This window comes from Neorhizobium sp. P1_A6 (assembly GCF_056406795.1).
Window position 1 is genome coordinate 65740 of the sequence record NZ_JBFTZM010000008.1, and the last position, 18304, is coordinate 84043.

The 18304-nt window shown below is 60.6% G+C and carries 17 protein-coding genes and 1 pseudogene; 13 read left to right on the plus strand and 5 right to left on the minus strand.

What is annotated here, in order from left to right; translation table 11 throughout:
• Positions 1–67: 67 nt before the first annotated feature.
• Positions 68–2320, minus strand: a complete 2253-nt coding sequence (locus tag AC1D3C_RS17275) for a putative bifunctional diguanylate cyclase/phosphodiesterase (protein ID WP_477483742.1) — start codon at positions 2318–2320, stop codon at positions 68–70.
• A gap of 198 nt (positions 2321–2518) precedes the next feature.
• Between AC1D3C_RS17275 and AC1D3C_RS17280 the strand changes: the two are divergent.
• The 4 genes and pseudogenes from AC1D3C_RS17280 to AC1D3C_RS17295 form a co-directional block, all read left to right on the plus strand.
• Positions 2519–2701: pseudogene (locus AC1D3C_RS17280) on the plus strand (alkanesulfonate monooxygenase); the annotation flags it as partial.
• A gap of 23 nt (positions 2702–2724) precedes the next feature.
• Positions 2725–4557 (plus strand): TRAP transporter large permease, encoded by a 1833-nt coding sequence (locus AC1D3C_RS17285; RefSeq protein ID WP_477483743.1) that lies wholly within the window; start codon positions 2725–2727, stop codon positions 4555–4557.
• A 29-nt stretch (positions 4558–4586) separates the two neighbouring features.
• Positions 4587–5585 carry a TRAP transporter substrate-binding protein gene (locus AC1D3C_RS17290; RefSeq protein ID WP_477483744.1) on the plus strand — a complete coding sequence of 333 codons (999 nt, stop codon included), beginning with the start codon at positions 4587–4589 and terminating at the stop codon, positions 5583–5585.
• A gap of 313 nt (positions 5586–5898) precedes the next feature.
• On the plus strand, positions 5899–6144 hold the full coding sequence (locus tag AC1D3C_RS17295; RefSeq protein ID WP_038539927.1) for a helix-turn-helix domain-containing protein: 246 nt from the start codon (positions 5899–5901) through the stop codon (positions 6142–6144).
• Between the two features lie 78 nt (positions 6145–6222).
• Here the strand turns inward: AC1D3C_RS17295 and AC1D3C_RS17300 are convergent, their stop codons facing one another.
• Together AC1D3C_RS17300 and AC1D3C_RS17305 are read right to left on the minus strand one after the other, a co-directional pair.
• Positions 6223–7104, minus strand: coding sequence for a LysR family transcriptional regulator (locus AC1D3C_RS17300; RefSeq protein WP_477483745.1), 882 nt, complete (start codon positions 7102–7104; stop codon positions 6223–6225).
• A gap of 27 nt (positions 7105–7131) precedes the next feature.
• Complete coding sequence (locus tag AC1D3C_RS17305) at positions 7132–7440, minus strand: putative quinol monooxygenase (RefSeq protein ID WP_247033504.1); 309 nt, start codon at positions 7438–7440, stop codon at positions 7132–7134.
• A gap of 113 nt (positions 7441–7553) precedes the next feature.
• On the opposite strand from AC1D3C_RS17305, the gene AC1D3C_RS17310 reads away from it, so the two are divergent.
• From AC1D3C_RS17310 to AC1D3C_RS17340, 7 genes are all read left to right on the plus strand, one after another.
• Complete coding sequence (locus tag AC1D3C_RS17310) at positions 7554–9050, plus strand: CoA-acylating methylmalonate-semialdehyde dehydrogenase (protein WP_477483746.1); 1497 nt, start codon at positions 7554–7556, stop codon at positions 9048–9050.
• 171 nt (positions 9051–9221) lie between these two features.
• Complete coding sequence (locus AC1D3C_RS17315) at positions 9222–9542, plus strand: hypothetical protein (protein WP_477483747.1); 321 nt, start codon at positions 9222–9224, stop codon at positions 9540–9542.
• A 178-nt stretch (positions 9543–9720) separates the two neighbouring features.
• A complete protein-coding gene (locus AC1D3C_RS17320) occupies positions 9721–10815 on the plus strand; it encodes a YjgN family protein (protein WP_477483748.1) in 1095 nt (364 codons plus the stop codon).
• Positions 10805–11869: a M48 family metallopeptidase gene (locus tag AC1D3C_RS17325; protein WP_477483749.1), complete on the plus strand. Its 1065-nt coding sequence runs from the start codon at positions 10805–10807 to the stop codon at positions 11867–11869. The genes AC1D3C_RS17320 and AC1D3C_RS17325 overlap by 11 nt, the downstream gene beginning before the upstream one ends.
• A gap of 73 nt (positions 11870–11942) precedes the next feature.
• A complete protein-coding gene (locus AC1D3C_RS17330) occupies positions 11943–12074 on the plus strand; it encodes a hypothetical protein (RefSeq protein ID WP_255761379.1) in 132 nt (43 codons plus the stop codon).
• A 379-nt stretch (positions 12075–12453) separates the two neighbouring features.
• Positions 12454–12936: an iron-responsive transcriptional regulator RirA gene (rirA, locus tag AC1D3C_RS17335; RefSeq protein ID WP_038539948.1), complete on the plus strand. Its 483-nt coding sequence runs from the start codon at positions 12454–12456 to the stop codon at positions 12934–12936.
• A 170-nt stretch (positions 12937–13106) separates the two neighbouring features.
• The gene (locus AC1D3C_RS17340; protein WP_477483750.1) at positions 13107–14138 is read left to right on the plus strand and encodes an AbrB family transcriptional regulator; all 1032 of its coding nucleotides are present in this window, start codon (positions 13107–13109) and stop codon (positions 14136–14138) included.
• A gap of 3 nt (positions 14139–14141) precedes the next feature.
• Here the strand turns inward: AC1D3C_RS17340 and AC1D3C_RS17345 are convergent, their stop codons facing one another.
• Positions 14142–15380, minus strand: a complete 1239-nt coding sequence (locus AC1D3C_RS17345) for a TadE/TadG family type IV pilus assembly protein (RefSeq protein WP_477483751.1) — start codon at positions 15378–15380, stop codon at positions 14142–14144.
• Positions 15381–15550: 170 nt separating this feature from the next.
• Here AC1D3C_RS17345 and AC1D3C_RS17350 point away from each other — a divergent pair, with 170 nt between their 5' ends.
• Together AC1D3C_RS17350 and AC1D3C_RS17355 are read left to right on the plus strand one after the other, a co-directional pair.
• Positions 15551–16081 carry a gluconokinase gene (locus tag AC1D3C_RS17350; protein ID WP_477483752.1) on the plus strand — a complete coding sequence of 177 codons (531 nt, stop codon included), beginning with the start codon at positions 15551–15553 and terminating at the stop codon, positions 16079–16081.
• A 218-nt stretch (positions 16082–16299) separates the two neighbouring features.
• Entirely contained in the window at positions 16300–16956 is a 657-nt protein-coding gene (locus AC1D3C_RS17355) for a TetR/AcrR family transcriptional regulator (protein WP_477483753.1), read from the plus strand.
• A gap of 8 nt (positions 16957–16964) precedes the next feature.
• On the opposite strand, the gene AC1D3C_RS17360 is transcribed toward AC1D3C_RS17355, so the two are convergent.
• On the minus strand, positions 16965–18263 hold the full coding sequence (locus tag AC1D3C_RS17360; RefSeq protein ID WP_477483754.1) for an NAD(P)/FAD-dependent oxidoreductase: 1299 nt from the start codon (positions 18261–18263) through the stop codon (positions 16965–16967).
• Between the last annotated feature and the right edge of the window lie 41 nt (positions 18264–18304).

The following is an 18304-nucleotide window of genomic DNA, read 5'->3' on the forward strand; positions in this document are numbered from 1 at the left end:
TGCGATGGCGATAAACGGCCCGGAGCGACGGAAATATGCGAGTTGCGGACGAGCGGATCATAGGCATTTACACAGTCTTGACGGGCGAATTCCGCAGCCTGGCCAGGAACTGCTCGAACGGCTCAGGACGGGCGTAGAGAAAGCCCTGCGCCAGGATGCATCGCCTCGACTGCAGCCATTCCGCCTGCTGCTCTGTTTCGACACCCTCGGCGAGGACACGCATGTTCATGCGCTCGCCAAGCCGAATGATCATCTCAACGATCGTCTCGTTCTGGCCGGCACCGCCGAGACCGGCAATGAAGGACCGGTCGATCTTGAGTGTGGCAGCCTCCAGGGAGCGGAGCTTTGCCAAGGAAGAATAGCCCGTGCCGAAATCATCGATGGCGATGGCAAATCCTTTGCATCTGAGAATGGAAAGGACGTCGTCAGCATGTTGCTGCTCTTCCATTGCGACGGTCTCGGTAATCTCCAATTCCAGCCGATCCGGCGACAAGCCATGGCGGCGGATGGTCGCGATCAGTTCGTCGATGAACTCCTTTCGTCCAAGCTGCACCGGCGAGACATTGACGCCAAGGGTGATCCCTGGAAATCCCGCTTCGTCGATGGAGCGGAGCGCGCTGCAGGCCTGTTCCAGGATCTGCTGACCCAGGGGCACGATCAGCCCGTTCGCCTCCGCGAGCGGAATGAAATCCGCCGGAAAGATCGTCGATCCATCCGGGCGCGTCCAGCGCGCCAGGATCTCCGCGCCAACAATCCGCTTGTCGGTCAGGTCGATCTGCGGCTGGAAAACGACAGTGATTTCCCGGTTTAGCACAGCCTTGTAAAGCTGCTGCGAAAGAGCGAACCGGCGGCGCGTTTCCTCTTCGACATTCGGATCGTATTCGATGAGTTGGCCGCTCGTCCCCTTCAGTCCGGCCTTCTTCAAGAGCAGAAGTCCTGTCGCGATGACGGTTTGAGCCGACGTGAAGTGATTGAGATCCAGAGACGCCGCCTCCGCGCCGAAAAACAGCGCTTCCGGGGTTTGGGCTCCCGCTTCGAGGCGGTTTACATAGTCGATTCGCACCAGATATTCCGGGCCGAGCACGGCAAATACGTCTTCATGCAAACGGGCGATCATGCAGGGCGGCGGAAAGGCCGCCGCCAGGCGCTTCACGAAGGCGCGCAGCAGATGATCGCCCTGTTCGACGCCGAGGGAGACGCAGCTTCTCGCATATTGGTTGAGTTCGATGAACAGGACCTTCCGCCTGCGGGGTGGAGGTATCTCGAGTGCCGCCTGAATGCCACGCCTCAGCGCGTTGCCGTTCGCGATCTCGAGCAGGCTGTCTTCGTAGGCGGTGCGGTCGAGCTGGCTCGTCAGCGCGACATTGATCAGGCCGGTGCCGATATTGGTCGCGAAGACCCGCAGCAATTCCCGCTCGGTATCGTCGATTCGCCTGTTTGTCGCTATGTAGGCTGCCGCAGCAGGCGCGACCGCCTGGCCCGGAAAAAACAGAACCTGCGCCTTCTCCGTCTCGATGTTCGCCTGTTCGTCCAGCGAGCGTTGGATCAATTCCCGAATCGATTGGTCGTTGATGGTGTCGAGGGTCTGGTTGATGGCCGAAGCGAACCGCCCCGCCGAGCCGATGATCCTCGGCGGATGTTCGTGGTCACTCCCGCGGACGCAGACGATGCCGTCCTCGCTGACGCCGAGAAGTGCTGCCAGTTCGTGGATCATCCGGCGGGAGAAATCCTCAAATCCCGAGGATTTCGCCAGGCTGTTGCTCGCCTCGACAATGCTCTGAAGGCCTCGGCGGGCACGGTTCAGCACATCGATCTGCTCGAAGGTCCTGAGGTTCGCGGTAAGAATGCTGTGAAGCCGCTCGTTGGTCAGGTCGGTCTTCAGCCAATAATCGGCGATATCGTAGGTCTCGAGCGACGATTGCATCGGCGCGATACCCGGCTGTCCCGTGAGAAGCACGATACGCAGCTGCGAGTTGCCGAGAACTTCGCGAATCGTGCGGACCAGTCGGAGCCCCGCATCGTCCGTCTCCATCACCACATCGAGCAGCAGGACCGCGATCGAAGGCGTTTCGAGCAGAAGCTTGGCCGCCTCGTTGGCAGAACTGGCAGTCAGTATACGCGGGGCGACGCCGCGATAGGTGTAGCCCGAAAGCGAGAGCTTGAGGGAGTTCTGGAACATCGCGTCGTCATCGACGCTCAAGATGGTGAAATCACGCATCTCCGCCTCGAATTGGTCGGGCGAGGCCGCCGTCCCGGCGGCGGGCTCCGGGTGAAATTCGAAGAGATCCTGAGATTGCGTTTCTTGTTCGATATCGCCCACGGACACATCCCCCGATTGTCGCGCAAGAGCAGGACCCTTGCATTTCCGCGAATCCATTAATTCATCCAAAAACCTAGCATGTCTCGCAAAAAATGAGCGTGGGGCGAGATTTTGGTCTCAACTGCGGATCGAGGCCCGTTGCGGGGTGGGAATGGTCGCCGTAAAAGGCGGGATCTCTCAAGCTTCGCTTGACCTGCGGCTGGGCGAAAGGCCGGCATCGAAACTTTTATCCTTTCTGCCATGCGGCTGCTTGAGGAAGCCTGTCGCTTCGGCGAAAAGGTATTGCCGCGTCTCGATGTTGCCCGCGAGGTCTCGGCATCGCGTCATTTCACCGGATCGACGCTCTTCGATCGTGATCTCTCCACGGTCAAGACCGCCTGATCCTCCTGCGAAGGTAAGAACCCGTGGCAGCCAGCCCATCCGATTTTCTCGAGCAGACGGCAATCCCCGGCGACGGTATCGCGGCGAGGGTGCTGAAGGGCGTCGAGACTGTCCTCGGCGCTGTCGCGGCACTGATCCTCGCCGTTTTGCTGACGGTGGTGCTTGTCAGCGTCTGCCTGCGCTATTTCTTCAACACTGGTTTCATCGGCGCCGAGGATCTCGGCATCTGGCTGCATGTGGCGCTGATCTCGATCGGCGCGCCGCTCAGCCTCAACAGCGCGCTGGCGATGCGGCTCGACGTTTTCGTGCGTTTGGCTCCCGCCCGGCTGCTGCCGGTAACCCAGGTGCTGGCGGACGTGTTCACGGTGCTTGCGGCGCTGATCCTGCTGTTTGGCGGTTCCGAAATCATGGCCATGCTCGGCGGTATTTCTCCGACGCTTGGCGTTCCGGAGTGGATCCGCTTCGGTTTTCTCGGCGCGGGCGGCGTGCTGATCCTCGTTGTGCTCCTCCTGCAAAGACTTGCCGAGGGCAGGGCGCTGCCGGTACTGATATCGCTTAGCCTCGGCGCAGCGCTCTATTTCGGCATCCCAGAAATCTTCATCGACAGCGACCTTCCGCCGAGCCTTTTCCTTGCATTGGTCGCAGCACTTGGCTTGGTGCTGGCGGCACCGCTGGCGCATGCGTTCCTGACCGCCGCCTATGTGGCGATTGCCTTCGGCAGCAGCCTGCCGGAACCGGCGATCGTCTCGTCGACGGTGACCGGCATGTCGAAATTTCTGCTGCTCGCCATTCCCTTCTTCCTGCTCGCCGGCGGGCTGCTGACTTCTTCGGGTGTCGCCAATCAGCTTGTCCGATTCGCCGCCTCGATGGTCGGCCATCGCCGGGCGGGGCTGGCGCAGACGACGCTGCTGACAAGCGTGTTGTTTTCCGGAGCATCAGGCTCTTCCGTTGCCAATGCCGCCTTCGGGGCTTCGACCTTCCAGCCGGAGCTGGTGAAGCACGGTTATCCGCCGGCCCAGGCGGGTGCGATCATTGCCGCGACATCGGTACTCGACAACGTCATTCCGCCGTCGATCGCCTTCCTGATCCTGGCGACTGCCACCAATCTGTCGGTCGGTTCGCTGCTGGTCGGCGGTTTCTTCGCCGGCGGCCTGATGGCGATCTGCCTCGCGGTGGCAATCCATCTGTCCGTCCGCGAGCAGGTCGCCCTGCCGCGGGCCTCGGGTCGCGAACGCCGGCGGGCGGCGATCTCCGCCATCCCCGCCTTCGGCCTTGGCATCATCGTCGTGGTCGGCATCCGCATCGGTATCGTCACCACCACCGAGGCGGCGGCTCTTGCGGCACTCTATACGATTATCCTCGCCGTCTGGGGCAAGGTCGGAGCCGGTTCGCTGCTCGCCTCGTTCCGACAGGCGGCGACGGAATCCGCGGCGATCGGCCTCTTGATCGGCACGGCCGGACCCTTCGCCTTCCTGCTTGCGGTCGACAATGTCTCCGGCCTCGTCTCGGAGTTCGTGACGATGCTTGGCGGCAGCGCGCTGGCGGTCATCGTCCTCTCCAACGTCATCCTTCTGGTCGTCGGACTGGTGCTCGATATCGGCGCGGCGATCCTGCTGTTCGGCCCGATCCTGCTGCCGGCCGCCGTCGCCGCGGGCATCGATCCGATCCATTTCGGCGTCATCATCGTCGTCAACCTGATGATCCACGGCCTGACCCCGCCGCTCGGCATGCTGATCTTCGTCGTCAGCGGCGTCACCCGCATTCCCGCGGCCGCACTGTTCAAGGCGGTCGTGCCGTATCTGCTTGCACTTCTGGTTTCCCTGGCGATCCTTTGCGCCTGGGCGATCATCTTTTAACCGCTTCACATCTCTAGGGACCTTGAGACATGGACAATATCAACCGCCGAACCCTTCTGAAGACTGCCGCAGCAACCGGCGTGGCGCTTGCCGCGCCCGTCTTCGTGCGCAGCGCCGCCGCCCGCACCACGACGATCACCACCGCCTCGCTGCTGGGCGACGACAAGCCGGAATCGAAGATCTGGGTGAAGATCGGCGAGCTGGTGGAAGCCAAGCTGCCGGGCCAGTTCAAGTTCAACGTCGTCAAGAACGGCGCACTCGGTGGCGAGAAGGAAGTGGCAGAAGGCGCCCGCCTCGGTTCCGTGCAGGCAAGCCTTTCGACCGTCTCGTCACTGTCCGGCTGGGTGCCGGAACTGCAGGTCCTCGATTTGCCGTTCCTCTTCCGTGACGCAGCACATGTCCGTAAGACGGTTGACGGCAGCGTCGGCGCCGACCTCAAGCAGAAGCTCGCTACCCAGAATTTCGTGATCGGCGATTTCATCAATTACGGCGCCCGCCATCTGCTCACGAAGGAGCCGGTCACCCGTCCGGAACAGCTGAAGGGCAAGAAGATCCGTGTGATCCAGAGCCCGCTGCACACCAAGCTGTGGGCCGCCTTCGGCACCGCCCCGGTCGGCATTCCGATCACCGAGACCTACAATGCGCTGGCGACCGGCGTTGCCGACGCCATGGACCTCACCAAATCCGCTTATGCCGGCTTCAAGCTCTATGAAGTCGTGCCCTACATGACCGAAACAGGCCATATCTGGGCGTCCGGCGTCATCTATTATTCCGCCAGCTTCTGGAACCAGTTGAACCCCGAGCAAAAGACAGTCTTCCAGGACGCCTCGAGGCAAGCGGCTGCCTATTTCAATCAGCTGATCGTCGATGACGAGGCGGCATCCGTTGCCGTGTCGCTGAAGAACGGCGGCAAATTGCTGAAGCCGGAAGCCTTCGAGGAGTGGCAGAAAGGTGCACAAGGCGTCTGGCAGGATTTCGCCGCGATCGTCGGCGGCATCGACAGGATCAAGTCGATTCAGTCGGCCTGATAGCATTTTCCAAAGGTTAAGAAAATTTAATGTGGCACCGCAAACGCGGTGCCATTTCTGCTTTTTCAGCTCGATTTAAGGCAAAAAATGCCCGATTCCGACCATTTTAAGCGAGTGGGATAAACGCATGCCGCCTTCTTTCGACCCGAAAGCGAACACATTTTTGTGCACTGCAGTAATCGCCCTTGTCTCGGTCGTCAGCATGCCTATGTTTGCGGCAGCCGGTGCCTAATTTTTTAGACTCCTGCGTCTCGGGCATTCGTCCCCCTTCACCTGACCGGTTTTCGGCAGGCCATTCTAGAAGGAGCATACAATGACAATTTCGATCAATAATTTCGCATCCGCCAATGGAGCGAAGCTTTCTCCGCAGCACATTGCCTCAGCCGTCGCCGAAACGCGTCGTTCTGTCGGCTACAGCATTGAAGAGCTTGCCATCACGACCGGCCTCGTCAACGATGAGATCGTTCGCATTGAAAACGGCACCGATGCCGACCCGGCCAAGCTGAAGCGCATTGCCGCGGCACTCAAGGTTCCGGTTACGACCTTCCTGCCTTCTTGATACAAGGTTTTCCGGCCGCTTCGGCGGCCGGACCCTGTTTGGGTCTTCTTCTTTTCCCCATGAAGACCGTCCTATCCGTCACACAAAAATGTGGCTTTCCCCATCGACCAGTTCCTTCAGAAACTCCACCACCGTCCTCAGCCGCATCAGGTCGCGGGTCGTTTCGTGGTAGGTGGTCCAGTAGGACCGCCGAATAACGGTCCCGGGCAGCACCCGCACCAGTTCCGGATATTGTCGCGCGACATAGTCGTGAAGGATGCCGATGCCGGCGCCGGAACGGACCGCCTCGGTCTGGCCGATCGCGCTTGAAATCTCGAAGCTGGCATCCCAGTCCCGCATCACCTCGCCGGTGAAATTCAAGGACGGCGAAAAAATCAGGTCCTCCACATAACCGATGCGCGGATGGCTCTTCAGCGCCTCCACCGTCTGCGGCGTTCCTGCCTGATCGAGATAGGTCTTCGAGGCGTAGAGGCCGAGCGTATAATCGGTCAGTTTCGAAGAGACCAGTCGGCCCTGTTCCGGGCGTTCGATGGTGATGGCGATATCCGCCTCCCGCTGGGACAGCGAGAAGGATCGCGGCACGGGCACCAGCTGCAGCTTGAGTTCCGGATGGCGGCGCGTCAGCCGCCCGAGCCGTGAGGCAAGAAAGGAAACGCCAAAACCGTCGGGCGCCCCGATCCTGACCGTACCGGCGATCGCCGCGTCGATCCGCCCGGTGCTCGCCTGCGCCGCCAGCATCTCCGTTTCCATCCGCTCGGCCGCCCGAAAGAACACCTCGCCCTCGGCGGTCAGTTCGCAGCCATTGGTCCGGCGGATGAGGAGGCGAGTACGCAAATCCTCTTCCAGCGCCGTCACCCTCCGCCCGAGCGTCGCATGGTTGACGCCGAGCCGCCGCGAAGCAGCCAGGATCTGGCCGGCGCGGGCTACCGCCAGAAACATGCGGACATCGTCCCAGTTCATCGTTGGTTGTCTTTCAATGCCTGCTGCTTATTTTGCCCGCATCATCACCGGATCGACGTCGATCAGCCTGAGAGACTTCACCATGTCCGCCGTATGTTCTTTATACTTCAGGAAATGCGGCGTCCGGAGATGCGCCTCGTAAGCGCTCTGGTCCGCATAGACCTCCAGGATGCGGATTTGCTCAGGCCGTTCCTTTTCAGCGACGGCATGCAACATCAGCACGCCCGGCTCATTGTTCACCGATGCCTCGATTTCCTCGGCAAGGAGGGCTCGATAGGGGTCGATTTGTGCGGGATCGATTTCCAGTTCCGCAATCCTGACGATCTTGCCCGACATCATAGCCTCGGTCTTGTTTCGATTTCTGCACAACGGATGCTTATTCCACTCCATTGCTTTGTGCAAATCGAAGTGTAGACTCCCACCACGTACCAAAAATGGAGGAGCATACCATGCGTGAGATCGGGCATTTCATCGGCGGCAAGCATGTCGCCGGCACCAGCGGCCGCACGGCTGACGTCTTCAATCCGGCAACTGGCGAAGTCCAGGCGAAGGTTTCGCTTGCCAGCGTTTCAGAAATCCGCGCTGCCGTCGAAAGCGCCAAGCAGGCCCAGCCGAAATGGGCTGCCACCAATCCACAGCGCCGCGCCCGTGTCTTCATGAAGTTCGTCGACCTGCTCAACCAGAACATGGATGAACTCGCCGAGATGCTGTCGAAGGAACACGGCAAGACGGTCGAGGATTCCAAGGGCGACGTCATTCGCGGCCTGGAAGTCTGCGAATTCGTGATCGGTATCCCGCATCTGTCGAAGGGCGAGTTTACCGAAGGCGCCGGCCCGCAGATCGACATGTATTCGATGCGCCAGCCGGTCGGCATCGGCGCCGGCATCACCCCGTTCAATTTCCCGGGCATGATCCCGATGTGGATGTTCGCCCCCGCGATTGCTTGCGGCAATGCCTTTATCCTGAAGCCGTCGGAGCGTGACCCGTCCCTGCCGATCCGCCTCGCCGAGCTGATGATCGAAGCGGGCCTGCCTGCCGGCATCCTGAACGTCGTCAACGGCGACAAGGCGGCCGTCGATGCGATCCTCACCGATCCGGATATCGGCGCCATCTCCTTCGTCGGCTCGACCCCGATCGCCCGTTACGTCTATGGTACGGCCGCCATGAACGGCAAGCGGGCGCAGTGCTTCGGCGGCGCCAAGAACCACATGATCATCATGCCGGACGCGGATCTCGACCAGGCCGTCAACGCGCTGATGGGGGCCGGCTACGGTTCCGCCGGCGAGCGCTGCATGGCGGTTTCGGTCGCGGTCCCGGTCGGCGAGGAAACCGCCAACCGCCTCGTCGAAAAGCTGATCCCGAAGATCGAGTCCCTGCGTATCGGTCCCTATACGGACGACAAGGCCGACATGGGCCCGGTCGTCACCAAGGAAGCACACGCCCGCATCAACGGGTTGATCAACCGCGGCGTCGAGGAAGGCGCCAAGCTTCTCGTCGACGGTCGCGGCTTCAAGCTGCAGGGTTACGAGAACGGCTATTTCGTCGGTGGCACGCTGTTCGACCACGTCACGCCCGAGATGGACATCTACAAGCAGGAAATCTTCGGTCCGGTCCTCTCGGTCGTCCGCGCCCACAACTATGAGGAAGCGCTCGATCTGCCGATGAAGCACGAATACGGCAACGGCGTTGCGATCTACACCCGCGACGGCGATGCCGCCCGCGATTTTGCCAGCCGCATCAATATCGGCATGATCGGCATCAACGTACCGATCCCGGTTCCGCTTGCCTATCATTCCTTCGGCGGCTGGAAGGCTTCGAGCTTCGGCGATCTCAACCAGCACGGCACGGATTCGATCAAGTTCTGGACCAAGACCAAGACGATCACCGCCCGCTGGCCGTCCGGCATCAAGGATGGTGCCGAATTCGTCATGCCGACGATGAAGTAAGCGGGAACTCGGTCGAAATTATCAGGCGGGCCTCTTCGGGGGCCCGTTTTTTGTTGGCGTCATATCCGGTTTACCAAGCAATTTAATCCCGCTTTATCCGTGAATACTGACCAAATCGTCAGTGGTTCTCGTTTATACGAGTGACGGTGAAGTAACAAAAAGGGGACGGGCATGGCCAAAAAGGTAATGATGAAGAACGACAGCATCGGTCTGACCAAGAAAGGGTTCTACGGTTTTTCGTGGACCTACCTTTTCTTCGGCTGGCTGGTTCCGGTTGTACGCGGTGAAATCTCCATCGGTGCCCTGCATCTGGTGATCTCGGTGTTCACCGCGGGCATCTCGCAGCTCATTTTCTCCTTTCTCTACAACAAGCAGTATACGCACCGGCTGATCGAAAAAGGTTATCGGTTCGCCGACACGCCGGAGAACAACGCTGCTGCGGCCCAAGCGCTCGGCGCCGATCTCCCTGCCGGGACGCCGGCACACGCCTGAGGGCCCAATCGAGAAATGAACAAAACGGGTCTCGCAGGAGGCCCGTTTTTGTTTTGACGACCCAGAATCTGATTACGTGTCGCGCGAACAATTGAAATGACATATCCAGGCCCTACAATCATGCGGGGAATCGGGCAGGCAGCCGTCTCGACGGTATTCGGCAAGGGGATATGACATCATGGCAATGGCAGAGACGACGCCTCGGGCGGCGGCGGGGCAGTATTTTGAGCGCGCATCCTTCACCGGCAGCGCCAGCGAATATTTCGGTATCTGGATCGTCAACGTTCTGCTGACGATCGTCACCCTCGGCATCTATTCGGCCTGGGCCAAGGTGCGGCGCATGCGATACTTCTACGGCAACACGGTCATTCTCGACCGCGCCTTCGAATATCACGCGACCGGCAAGCAGATCTTCATCGGCCGGCTGATCGTCATTGCGTTCCTGATCGTCATCAACATCGGCACGGCGATCTTTCCGCCGATCGGCATCCTTACTCCGATCGTGATCCTGGTCGCTCTGCCGTGGCTCATCAAGCGCAGCCTGCGCTTCAACGCCCGGGTGACGAGCTACCGCAACGTGCGTTTCGATTTCGTCGGCACCGCGGGCGGCGCTTTCGTTGCGATTCTGCTCGGCAGTTTTGTCGCCTTCATTTCCTTCGGCATCCTGGCGCCACTCGCGAGCCGCTGGACCTGGCGATACATCTTCAACAACCTGCGTTACGGGGACCGGCCGTTTTCGAGCGATCCGCGGCTCGGCCGGCTTTATGGCGTCTGGATCCTGCCGGCATTGATCGTGTTCCTGGGCAGCATCGTCTTCGGTTTCATTGCCTTCGTCGTGATCATCGGTGCTGCGACCGTCATGCGCGAGAGCGCCGAATTGACGAGCACGCAGATGACCGTGCTGAGCATCGCCGGTCTCTATGCCGGGGTCTTCATCTATTTCATCCTTTATGGTGTTGCTGGTCTCTTCTATCGGGCGGGTGTGCGCAACGTCGCGTGGTCGGCGGCGGAACTTGACGGTCGCCATCAGCTGGTCAGCGATATCTCCCGGCTGCGTTATGCCTGGATCGCAATCAGCAACGTGATCGTCACCGTGCTGACGCTCGGACTGATGCGCCCCTGGGCGGCGGTCCGGATGGCGCGGTATGTGAACGAGCATTCCGGCATCCGCATCAACGGCGATCCGGGCGAAATCCTCTCCTCGATCGAGGCGACCGGTGCTGCAATCAGTGCCGAATACATGGATATGGAAGGGTTCGACTTTGGCTTCTGACGGAGCGGTCATCGCTAAAGGCGAATGGCATCCGGCCAATTCCAGCCTCGCAATCGGGGCCGTCCTGCGCGAGGACGGCACTCTCCTCGTCGCAGCGGAAGAGGGGCGGGTTCTCGCCTCTGCAGTACCGGAGCGGACCGAGATCAGTCCGCGGGTCGGCTCGATCCCGCGGCGGGTGAGTTTCCCGGACGGTTCCGTGTTCGAAACCCGCGACAACGAGGGCATCGACACCTATCTCCGCGCCAAGAGAGGCGCTCGCAGCGGCCTGATCCATCGGCTGGAGCGGTTCCATCCGCGGCTGATCGTCATGACGATCGCAGTCATCCTGCTTGCGGCATCGATCTATCGGTATGCGGTACCCGTGCTGGTGGAAGTTGCCGTCCTGGTAACGCCGCCGTTCGTGCCGGAACTGATCGGCTCCGGCACGCTCGCCTCGCTCGATCGGACCGTCCTGAAACCCTCCGAATTGCCGGAAGGCGAACGGCAGGCGATCTCCGAAGGCTTCTCGAAACTCGCCGAACATTCGAAGGGCGGGCAGAAGGCCTATCGGCTTTATTTCCGGGATGGCGGCGTGATTGGCCCGAATGCCTTCGCACTCCCCGACGGCAGCCTGATCCTCACCGACGATCTGGTGAAGCTCGCCAACAGCGACCGGGAAATGATCCTCGGCGTGCTCGGCCACGAGATTGCCCATGTCGAGGGCAAGCACAGCCTGCGGCAGCTCTATCGCGCAGCCGGCGTTGCCGCGCTGGTCATGCTGATTGCCGGCGATGTCGGCTCGGGCGTCGAGGATATCCTCACCCAGGGCGGCGCGCTGCTGGCATTGTCCTATTCCCGGGCCGCGGAAGCGGAGGCGGATCGCCGTTCGGTCGAGCTGATGCGGGCTGCCGGTTACGATCCCGCCGCACTCGCCCGCTTCTTCGTGGTCCTCGAAGAAAAGCTCGGAGACCATGGCGACGCGAGCATTCTGTCGAGCCATCCGGGCACCCCGCAACGTCAGCAGGAGATCCGCAATTATGCCGCCGAGCTGGAAGGTCGGCCTCAGGCAAGGTAGCCGTGATCCATAGCCACCATTGACGTATCCGCAGACTATCCTAATTTAGCTTGCGGAGTAGGAGTGGGGAAGTATGTCCATGGTGTACGAGTGGGATGCGAAGCGTGCCCGCCGCGCGTATCTGGCGAGGATCGGCCTTAGCCTGCTGGCAGCAATGGTGGTGGTCGCTGTCCCCACCTGGGTGGCGATCTCGATGACCGGTTGACGCCGGCCGGAACTCTTCCGACGAGCCGCAACCGGTCCTGAACCGGCTTCGCGCAGGACCGTCAAAACTTCATGCAGGTCGCGGGATATCGTTGGCAATCCCTGCGCGGCCTGTTCGGTGCGGCCAGACGTCGTCCTCCGGCAGCGCGCCAAAGGTTCTGCCTAGGAGAGCCCGCGCCGGTCTGCCCGGGCCGCCGCTCCGGCTTGCCCCAGCCTTCCTGGTCGTCGTCTGTGTGGACGAGCAATTCATCGCTTGAATTCCGCTCCGACGGAGGCACGCCGTCTTACGTCGGAAACTTGATGACGATTTTCTTATTTTGGAATTGTTCAAAACTAGGGAAGCCATTATATAAGGCGGGTACCAGTCTCGGGAGACCAGCATGCGCTTGACCAAACAGACGAATTACGCAGTACGGATGCTGATGTATTGTGCCGCCAACGAAGGCCATCTCAGCCGCATCCCCGAGATTGCAAGGGCATACGGCGTTTCCGAACTGTTCCTCTTCAAGATCCTCCAGCCGCTCACGAAGGCCGGTCTGGTGGAGACCGTGCGTGGTCGCAATGGCGGCGTCAGGCTTGGCCGTGCTGCTGAGCGCATCACCCTGTTCGACGTCATCAAGGTGACAGAAGATAGTTTCGCCATGGCGGAATGCTTCGAAGAGGGAGTTGCGGAATGCCCGCTTGTTGACAGCTGCGGCCTGAACGCTGCGCTTCGCAAGGCGCTCAACGCTTTCTTCGATGTGCTCGCCGAATACACGATCGACGACCTCGTCAAGGCGCGCCCGCAGATCAATTTCCTGCTGGGCATCGATATGCTGCATCTGCCGAAGGCCATCCCGAAGGTCGTCGCGCCGGCCGCCTGATCTTGCCCGTTGACGTTTCTTGAAGGCGCCGCCGTTGAGGTTGGCGCCTTTTGCTATCCCCCGTATGCTGCAGAAGAGGTTGACCTCGCGCGCATTTGCAATAGAAGGGGACGAGGCGTTTTGCTGGCTTTTGTCAGTTTTCCTTCCTGTGGCGCCTTCAGGATCAAGCCATGCCCCTTTCGGAATTGCGCGTATTCGCGCTGACTGCGCTGATCGGCACTGCCGGTGCGCTGGTCGCAATTCTCATTGCTTTTCCAGCTCCTTACCTCATCGGTCCGGCAATCGCGATCACCATTGCCGGGCTTGCCGGGCTGAACCTGGCGGTGCCGGCGCAGGTCCGCAACGTCTGTTTCATCGTCGTCGGCGTGTMGATGGGGGCGACTGTTACGCCGGAGGTGATCGTCGCGGCGCGCACCTGGCCTCTGAGTTTCGTCATGGTGCTCGTGGCGGTCGTCATCCTGCTCTATGTGAGTTCGTGGGTGCTGCAGCGGTTCTTCCACTATGACCGGATCACCGCGCTGCTCGCCTCCTCCCCCGGGCACCTGAGCTATGTGCTGAGCCTCGCCGCCGAAACCCGCTGCGACCTGCGCGCCGTCAGCGTCGGCCAGAGCGTGCGCGTGCTGGCGCTGACGATTACGGTCCCGCTGATCGTGGAAATCTTCGATCTCGTCGGCACCGACCCGGTCCTGGTGCCTTTGGTGATGAGCGCGCCTGTTCTCATCGCCATGCTTATCGTCTCGGCGCTGTTCGGCTTACTGTTCATGCGCTGGAATTTTCCGGCAGCGCTGCTGCTTGGCGGCGTCGTGGTATCGATCGCCACGCATGTGACCGGGTTCATCAACGGTGGAGTTCCGAACTGGCTGCTGGTTCCGACCTATGTCATCCTCGGTTCGGTCATCGGCACGCGCTTCTGCGGCGTATCGATCCGCGAATTGCGCACCGCCTTCGTGGCCGGCGGCGTGGTGACCGTGGTCGTCATCGTGCTGGCAGCGGCGATTGCCGGCGGCGTTTCCTGCCTGACCGGCGTACCGCTCGATGCGGCGCTGATCGCCTTTGCGCCGGGCGGGCTCGAAACCATGTCGGCGATGGCGGTGATGCTGCATGCCGACCCCACCTATGTCGGCGCTCATCACGTGCTTCGGCTGATGTTCCTGTCGGTGCTGATGCCCGTCGTGCTCGGCAAGGAAGCCCGGCAGCGTTGAGCGTCAGTTGACGAGGCGCACCGATGTAATTTCAGAGCCTGTCCCGCTGTCAGCCCCCGTATAAGGTTCGATCTGCCAGTTGGCGGAGTTCATGATCATCGTATTGACCACCAGCGTAATCAGGTTCGACTGATTGGTGGTCGAGTTGTAGACGACGTCACGGTTCGGAAGATGGATGACCCCCTTAAGCGTCTCGCCATTGGAGCCGTTGAAGATGTACTGTTGCTTGCGGCCGTTGTTGGCGACATCGCTGGTCTTTTCGAACATCAGGATGCCCTTGTAGGTGCCGCTGGTCGGCGCCGATGCGGTGAAGCTCAGGGCGCCATTGGCGCGGATTTCGCTGTCGGTATCGGGGAAATAGAAGGTCACCCCGTCCGCGACGACCGTCGAACCGGAGTTGATGATCATCCGGCCCTTGATGATATGGAGGCCGGGTTTGAACGTGATCTTCGGTGACCCGTTGAAGGTGGTGCCGCAATGGACGCCTGGGGCCATGTCCTGCACTGCTCCGTCCCTTGTGCCGCTGGTGGTGCAGGTCGAGGAGACGGTCGGCTCGGCGATGCCGACGGCATAGGGATCGCCAGACACCTTACAGCCGGGCTTCAGGTTGCTGAGCGTCCCGCCGTTCTTGATATACTGGGTGCCGGCAACGCAGAAGCTGGGCGTATCGATCGTCGCACCGCTGTTCATGATGAAGGCCGGGTTCTGGGTAGAACTGACCTCCACGCCGCATTTCTCCGAATGCACGTTGGCGCCCGAATTGATCAGGACGGCCTGCGCCGTGTTGCCGAGCACGTAGATGCATGCGCCTGAAGGCTTCGGGTTCCTGTTCGCGATCGCGGTGGATTGGACTTTGACGTCGATGGTGTGGATGCCGAGCAGACCGAGGAAATTCGTCGGCACGCCTTGGGCATAGGTACCCGTCAGGCTGCCATCCGCATTTCCGGCAACGATGAGCGCGGTGTCGAGGTCGGTGTCTTCCGGTACCGTATCGGTCAGAAAGCGCAGCGCTTCCCGGCGCTGACTTGCAATATCGGGTTTGGCAACGGCGCTGAGCAAGGCCGCATCGAGGGCACCCTGCAGGCGGCCGCGTTCGAACGAGGCCTGGGCAAAATCGATCGCGCCACCGGCGGTCGTGACGAGGAGCGGCATCGCCAGGGCAGTGGCTATCGCAAAATTGCCGCCTGTATCGCGTAGGATATGATAAAGGCGTAACGCAATATTGTCGATGAGTCGCCGCATGATCGTGGGTTCCCGGTTGAGCTCGGTGAGTGCAGAATGCGCTTCAAGGTCAGCCCTTTTATCGCAGCCCCTCTAAGGTTCCCGTAAGAGAATTGGAAAACCTGAAGTTAACCTCGGCTCCTGTATTTCGGTTTTCCCGCCCCTGAACATGGTCCCAATGGAAGTTAATCATGCCCTCGATCGAACCCTCGTTTCCTCTCGCAATCGTCGTCATGGGTGTCAGCGGATCGGGGAAGACATCGGTGGGCGAACATCTCGCCGCGCGTCTCGGCTGCGCATTCGTGGAAGGTGATCGCCTGCATCCGGAGGCGAATGTCGCCAAGATGGCGAAGGGCATTCCGCTGACCGACGACGACCGCTGGCCCTGGCTCGATCTTGTCGGCAACGAACTGGCGACGGCAAGGGGACGCGGCGAAAGCGTGGTCGTCTCGTGTTCGGCGCTCAAACAAACCTATCGAGATCGTTTGCGGCGGGAGGCCGGCGGCACGCTCTATTTCGTCTTTCTCACGGGCGACCCCAAGGTTCTTGAACAACGGATGGGCGCGCGTACCGGCCATTTCATGCCGACATCATTGCTTCAGAGCCAGCTCGCAACCCTTGAAAGCCCCGAGCATGAGGCCGGGGTGATAACGGTCGACGTCGACGCAAGTGTCGATACCATCGTCAGCAAGGCTTTCGATGGTATTACCAGGTTCATTTGAGGATAGATAATAGGATTTAGCCTCTCGTTTTCTCCGATGTTCTGTCTTGTGCATCGCCGTGGAAAGTATTCTAAAAATTACCAGTCATTGTGATCCGATGCTCTTCGGGCGCCGTATAAGTAACAGTTTTGCGTTCAAGCAATTCCGCCTGACTTGCCGGGAATTTTCCCGGCGACGGCAGGGAGCAGTTGACAGGTGTTTGAGGAGACGGTTTGCGGATGCCAGATTCGACGAAAGGATCCGGGCGGGGTTCCCTTCGCCGGGTGCCGAAACAGGAGCGGAGCCGCGAGCGTATCGATGAGATCCTGAAAGTGTCGATGCAGCTGATCGGCCAGAAGGGCATAGACGCAGTGACCATGAAGGAGATAGCTGCCCTTTCCGGGGGGCCTATCGCATCGGTCTATCAGTATTTCCCGAACAAGTCCGCCATCATCGCAACGCTCTACGAGCGTTACGTCGAAGAGGTTCGCTCTTTTGTCGCAGAGCAGATCGGAAAGATCGCCACGGCCGAAGATGCTTTGCAGGCCCCGGCCGCACTTTTCGATTTATACTACTATAACATGCGGGAAAGGCCATCGCTCCAGGATCTCCTGAATGCCATCCAGGCGGACAAAGCGCTTGCTGATCTGGATATTGCCGAGACCCGCTTTCAGGCTGATGTATTCTACAAGGCCACCGAGCCCTTCGTGGAAGAACCGCTTCGCGAAAACTATGCTCAGGCGCTTCTGGTGATGTTTCACCTGTCGGGCGCTACCATGCGGCTTGCCCTCATGGTTCCGGAAGACGAAGCCGCTGCGACCGTGGCGCAGTTCAAGTCGATCATTCGCGCCCAGGCGACCTATTATTTCACCGGCAGTTTCCCGGTTTCTCTCTGATCCCTTGATCAGAGGCCCAATCGGTCGCGCAACCCATACCACCAGGCACCGAGCACCGTGAGCGGCACCCGGAACGTCTGCCCGCCCGGAAAGGGAAGGTTGGGCAGCGACGACCAGATGTCGAAGCGTTCCGCATGGCCGGCGACCGCCTCGCCGAGGATCTTGCCGAGCAGATGCGTGGTGGTCACCCCGTGGCCGCTGTCGCCGTGCGAGAAATAGACCTTGTCCGACAGTTTTCCCATATGCGGGATACGCGTCAGGGTAAGCGCAAAATTGCCGCTCCAGGCATAGTCGATCTTGACGCCCTTCAACTGCGGAAACGTCTTCAGCATATTGGGGCGGATGACGCCCGTGAGATCGCTCGGGTCGTTTCCGCCGTAACCAATGCCGCCGCCATAGAGCAGCCGGTTGTCGGCAGTCCGCCGGTAATAGTCGAGAATGTAATTGGCGTCTTCGACGCAGTAATTCGCCGGCAGCAGGCTTTCGATCAGGCTCGCGTCGAGCGGTTCCGTCGCCATCACCTGACTGGAAACCGGCATCATCCGGCCGCTGATCTCTGGAAACTGCGGGGAGAGATAGGCATTGCCGCAGACAAGCACATACGAGGCCTTTACCGACCCCCTCGCGGTTCGCGTCACCGGTTTTTCGCCAGCATCTAAGCCGGTCACGCGCGAACCTTCGAAGACGCGTCCACCAAGGCTTTCGAACGCTGCCGCCTCGCCGATCACGAGATTGAGCGGATGGATGTGGCCGCCGAGCCTGTCGATCATGCCGCCGGCATACCTGTCGGTCTTTACATACCGTCCGACCTCGGCTTTCGAAACCATTTCCAGCCCGCCATGGCCGTATCTTTCCCAATCGGCTTTGTGATGCGCCATCTCGCGGATCTGCTTGTCCGTGAAGGCCGCGAAGAAGCCGCCATCCACCAGGTCACAATCGATCCCGTATTTCGCGACGCGGCTGCGGATGATCTCGCCGCCTTCGAGCGACATCGCCCCGAGCTGCACCGCCTTGTCGCGGCCATACCGTCCGGCGATGGTATCGAGGTCGCGGCTGTAGCCGTTGACGATCTGGCCGCCATTGCGGCCGGACGCGCCGAAGCCGATGCGCTCTGCCTCCAGCACCACGACGGAATATCCGCGCTCTGCAAGTTCCAGCGCCGCGGAAATACCCGTGAAGCCCGCGCCGACGACGCAGACATCCGTCTCTATCTCTCCGTCAAGGGCAGGGCGGACACGCTTGTCCTTTGCCGAAGCCGCGTACCAGGAATTCGTGTGGCGGGGATTGTCTGCGGGTCTAAAGGCCATGTTACACCGTCCGAATATAGGCGCCGCATTCGACATCGATC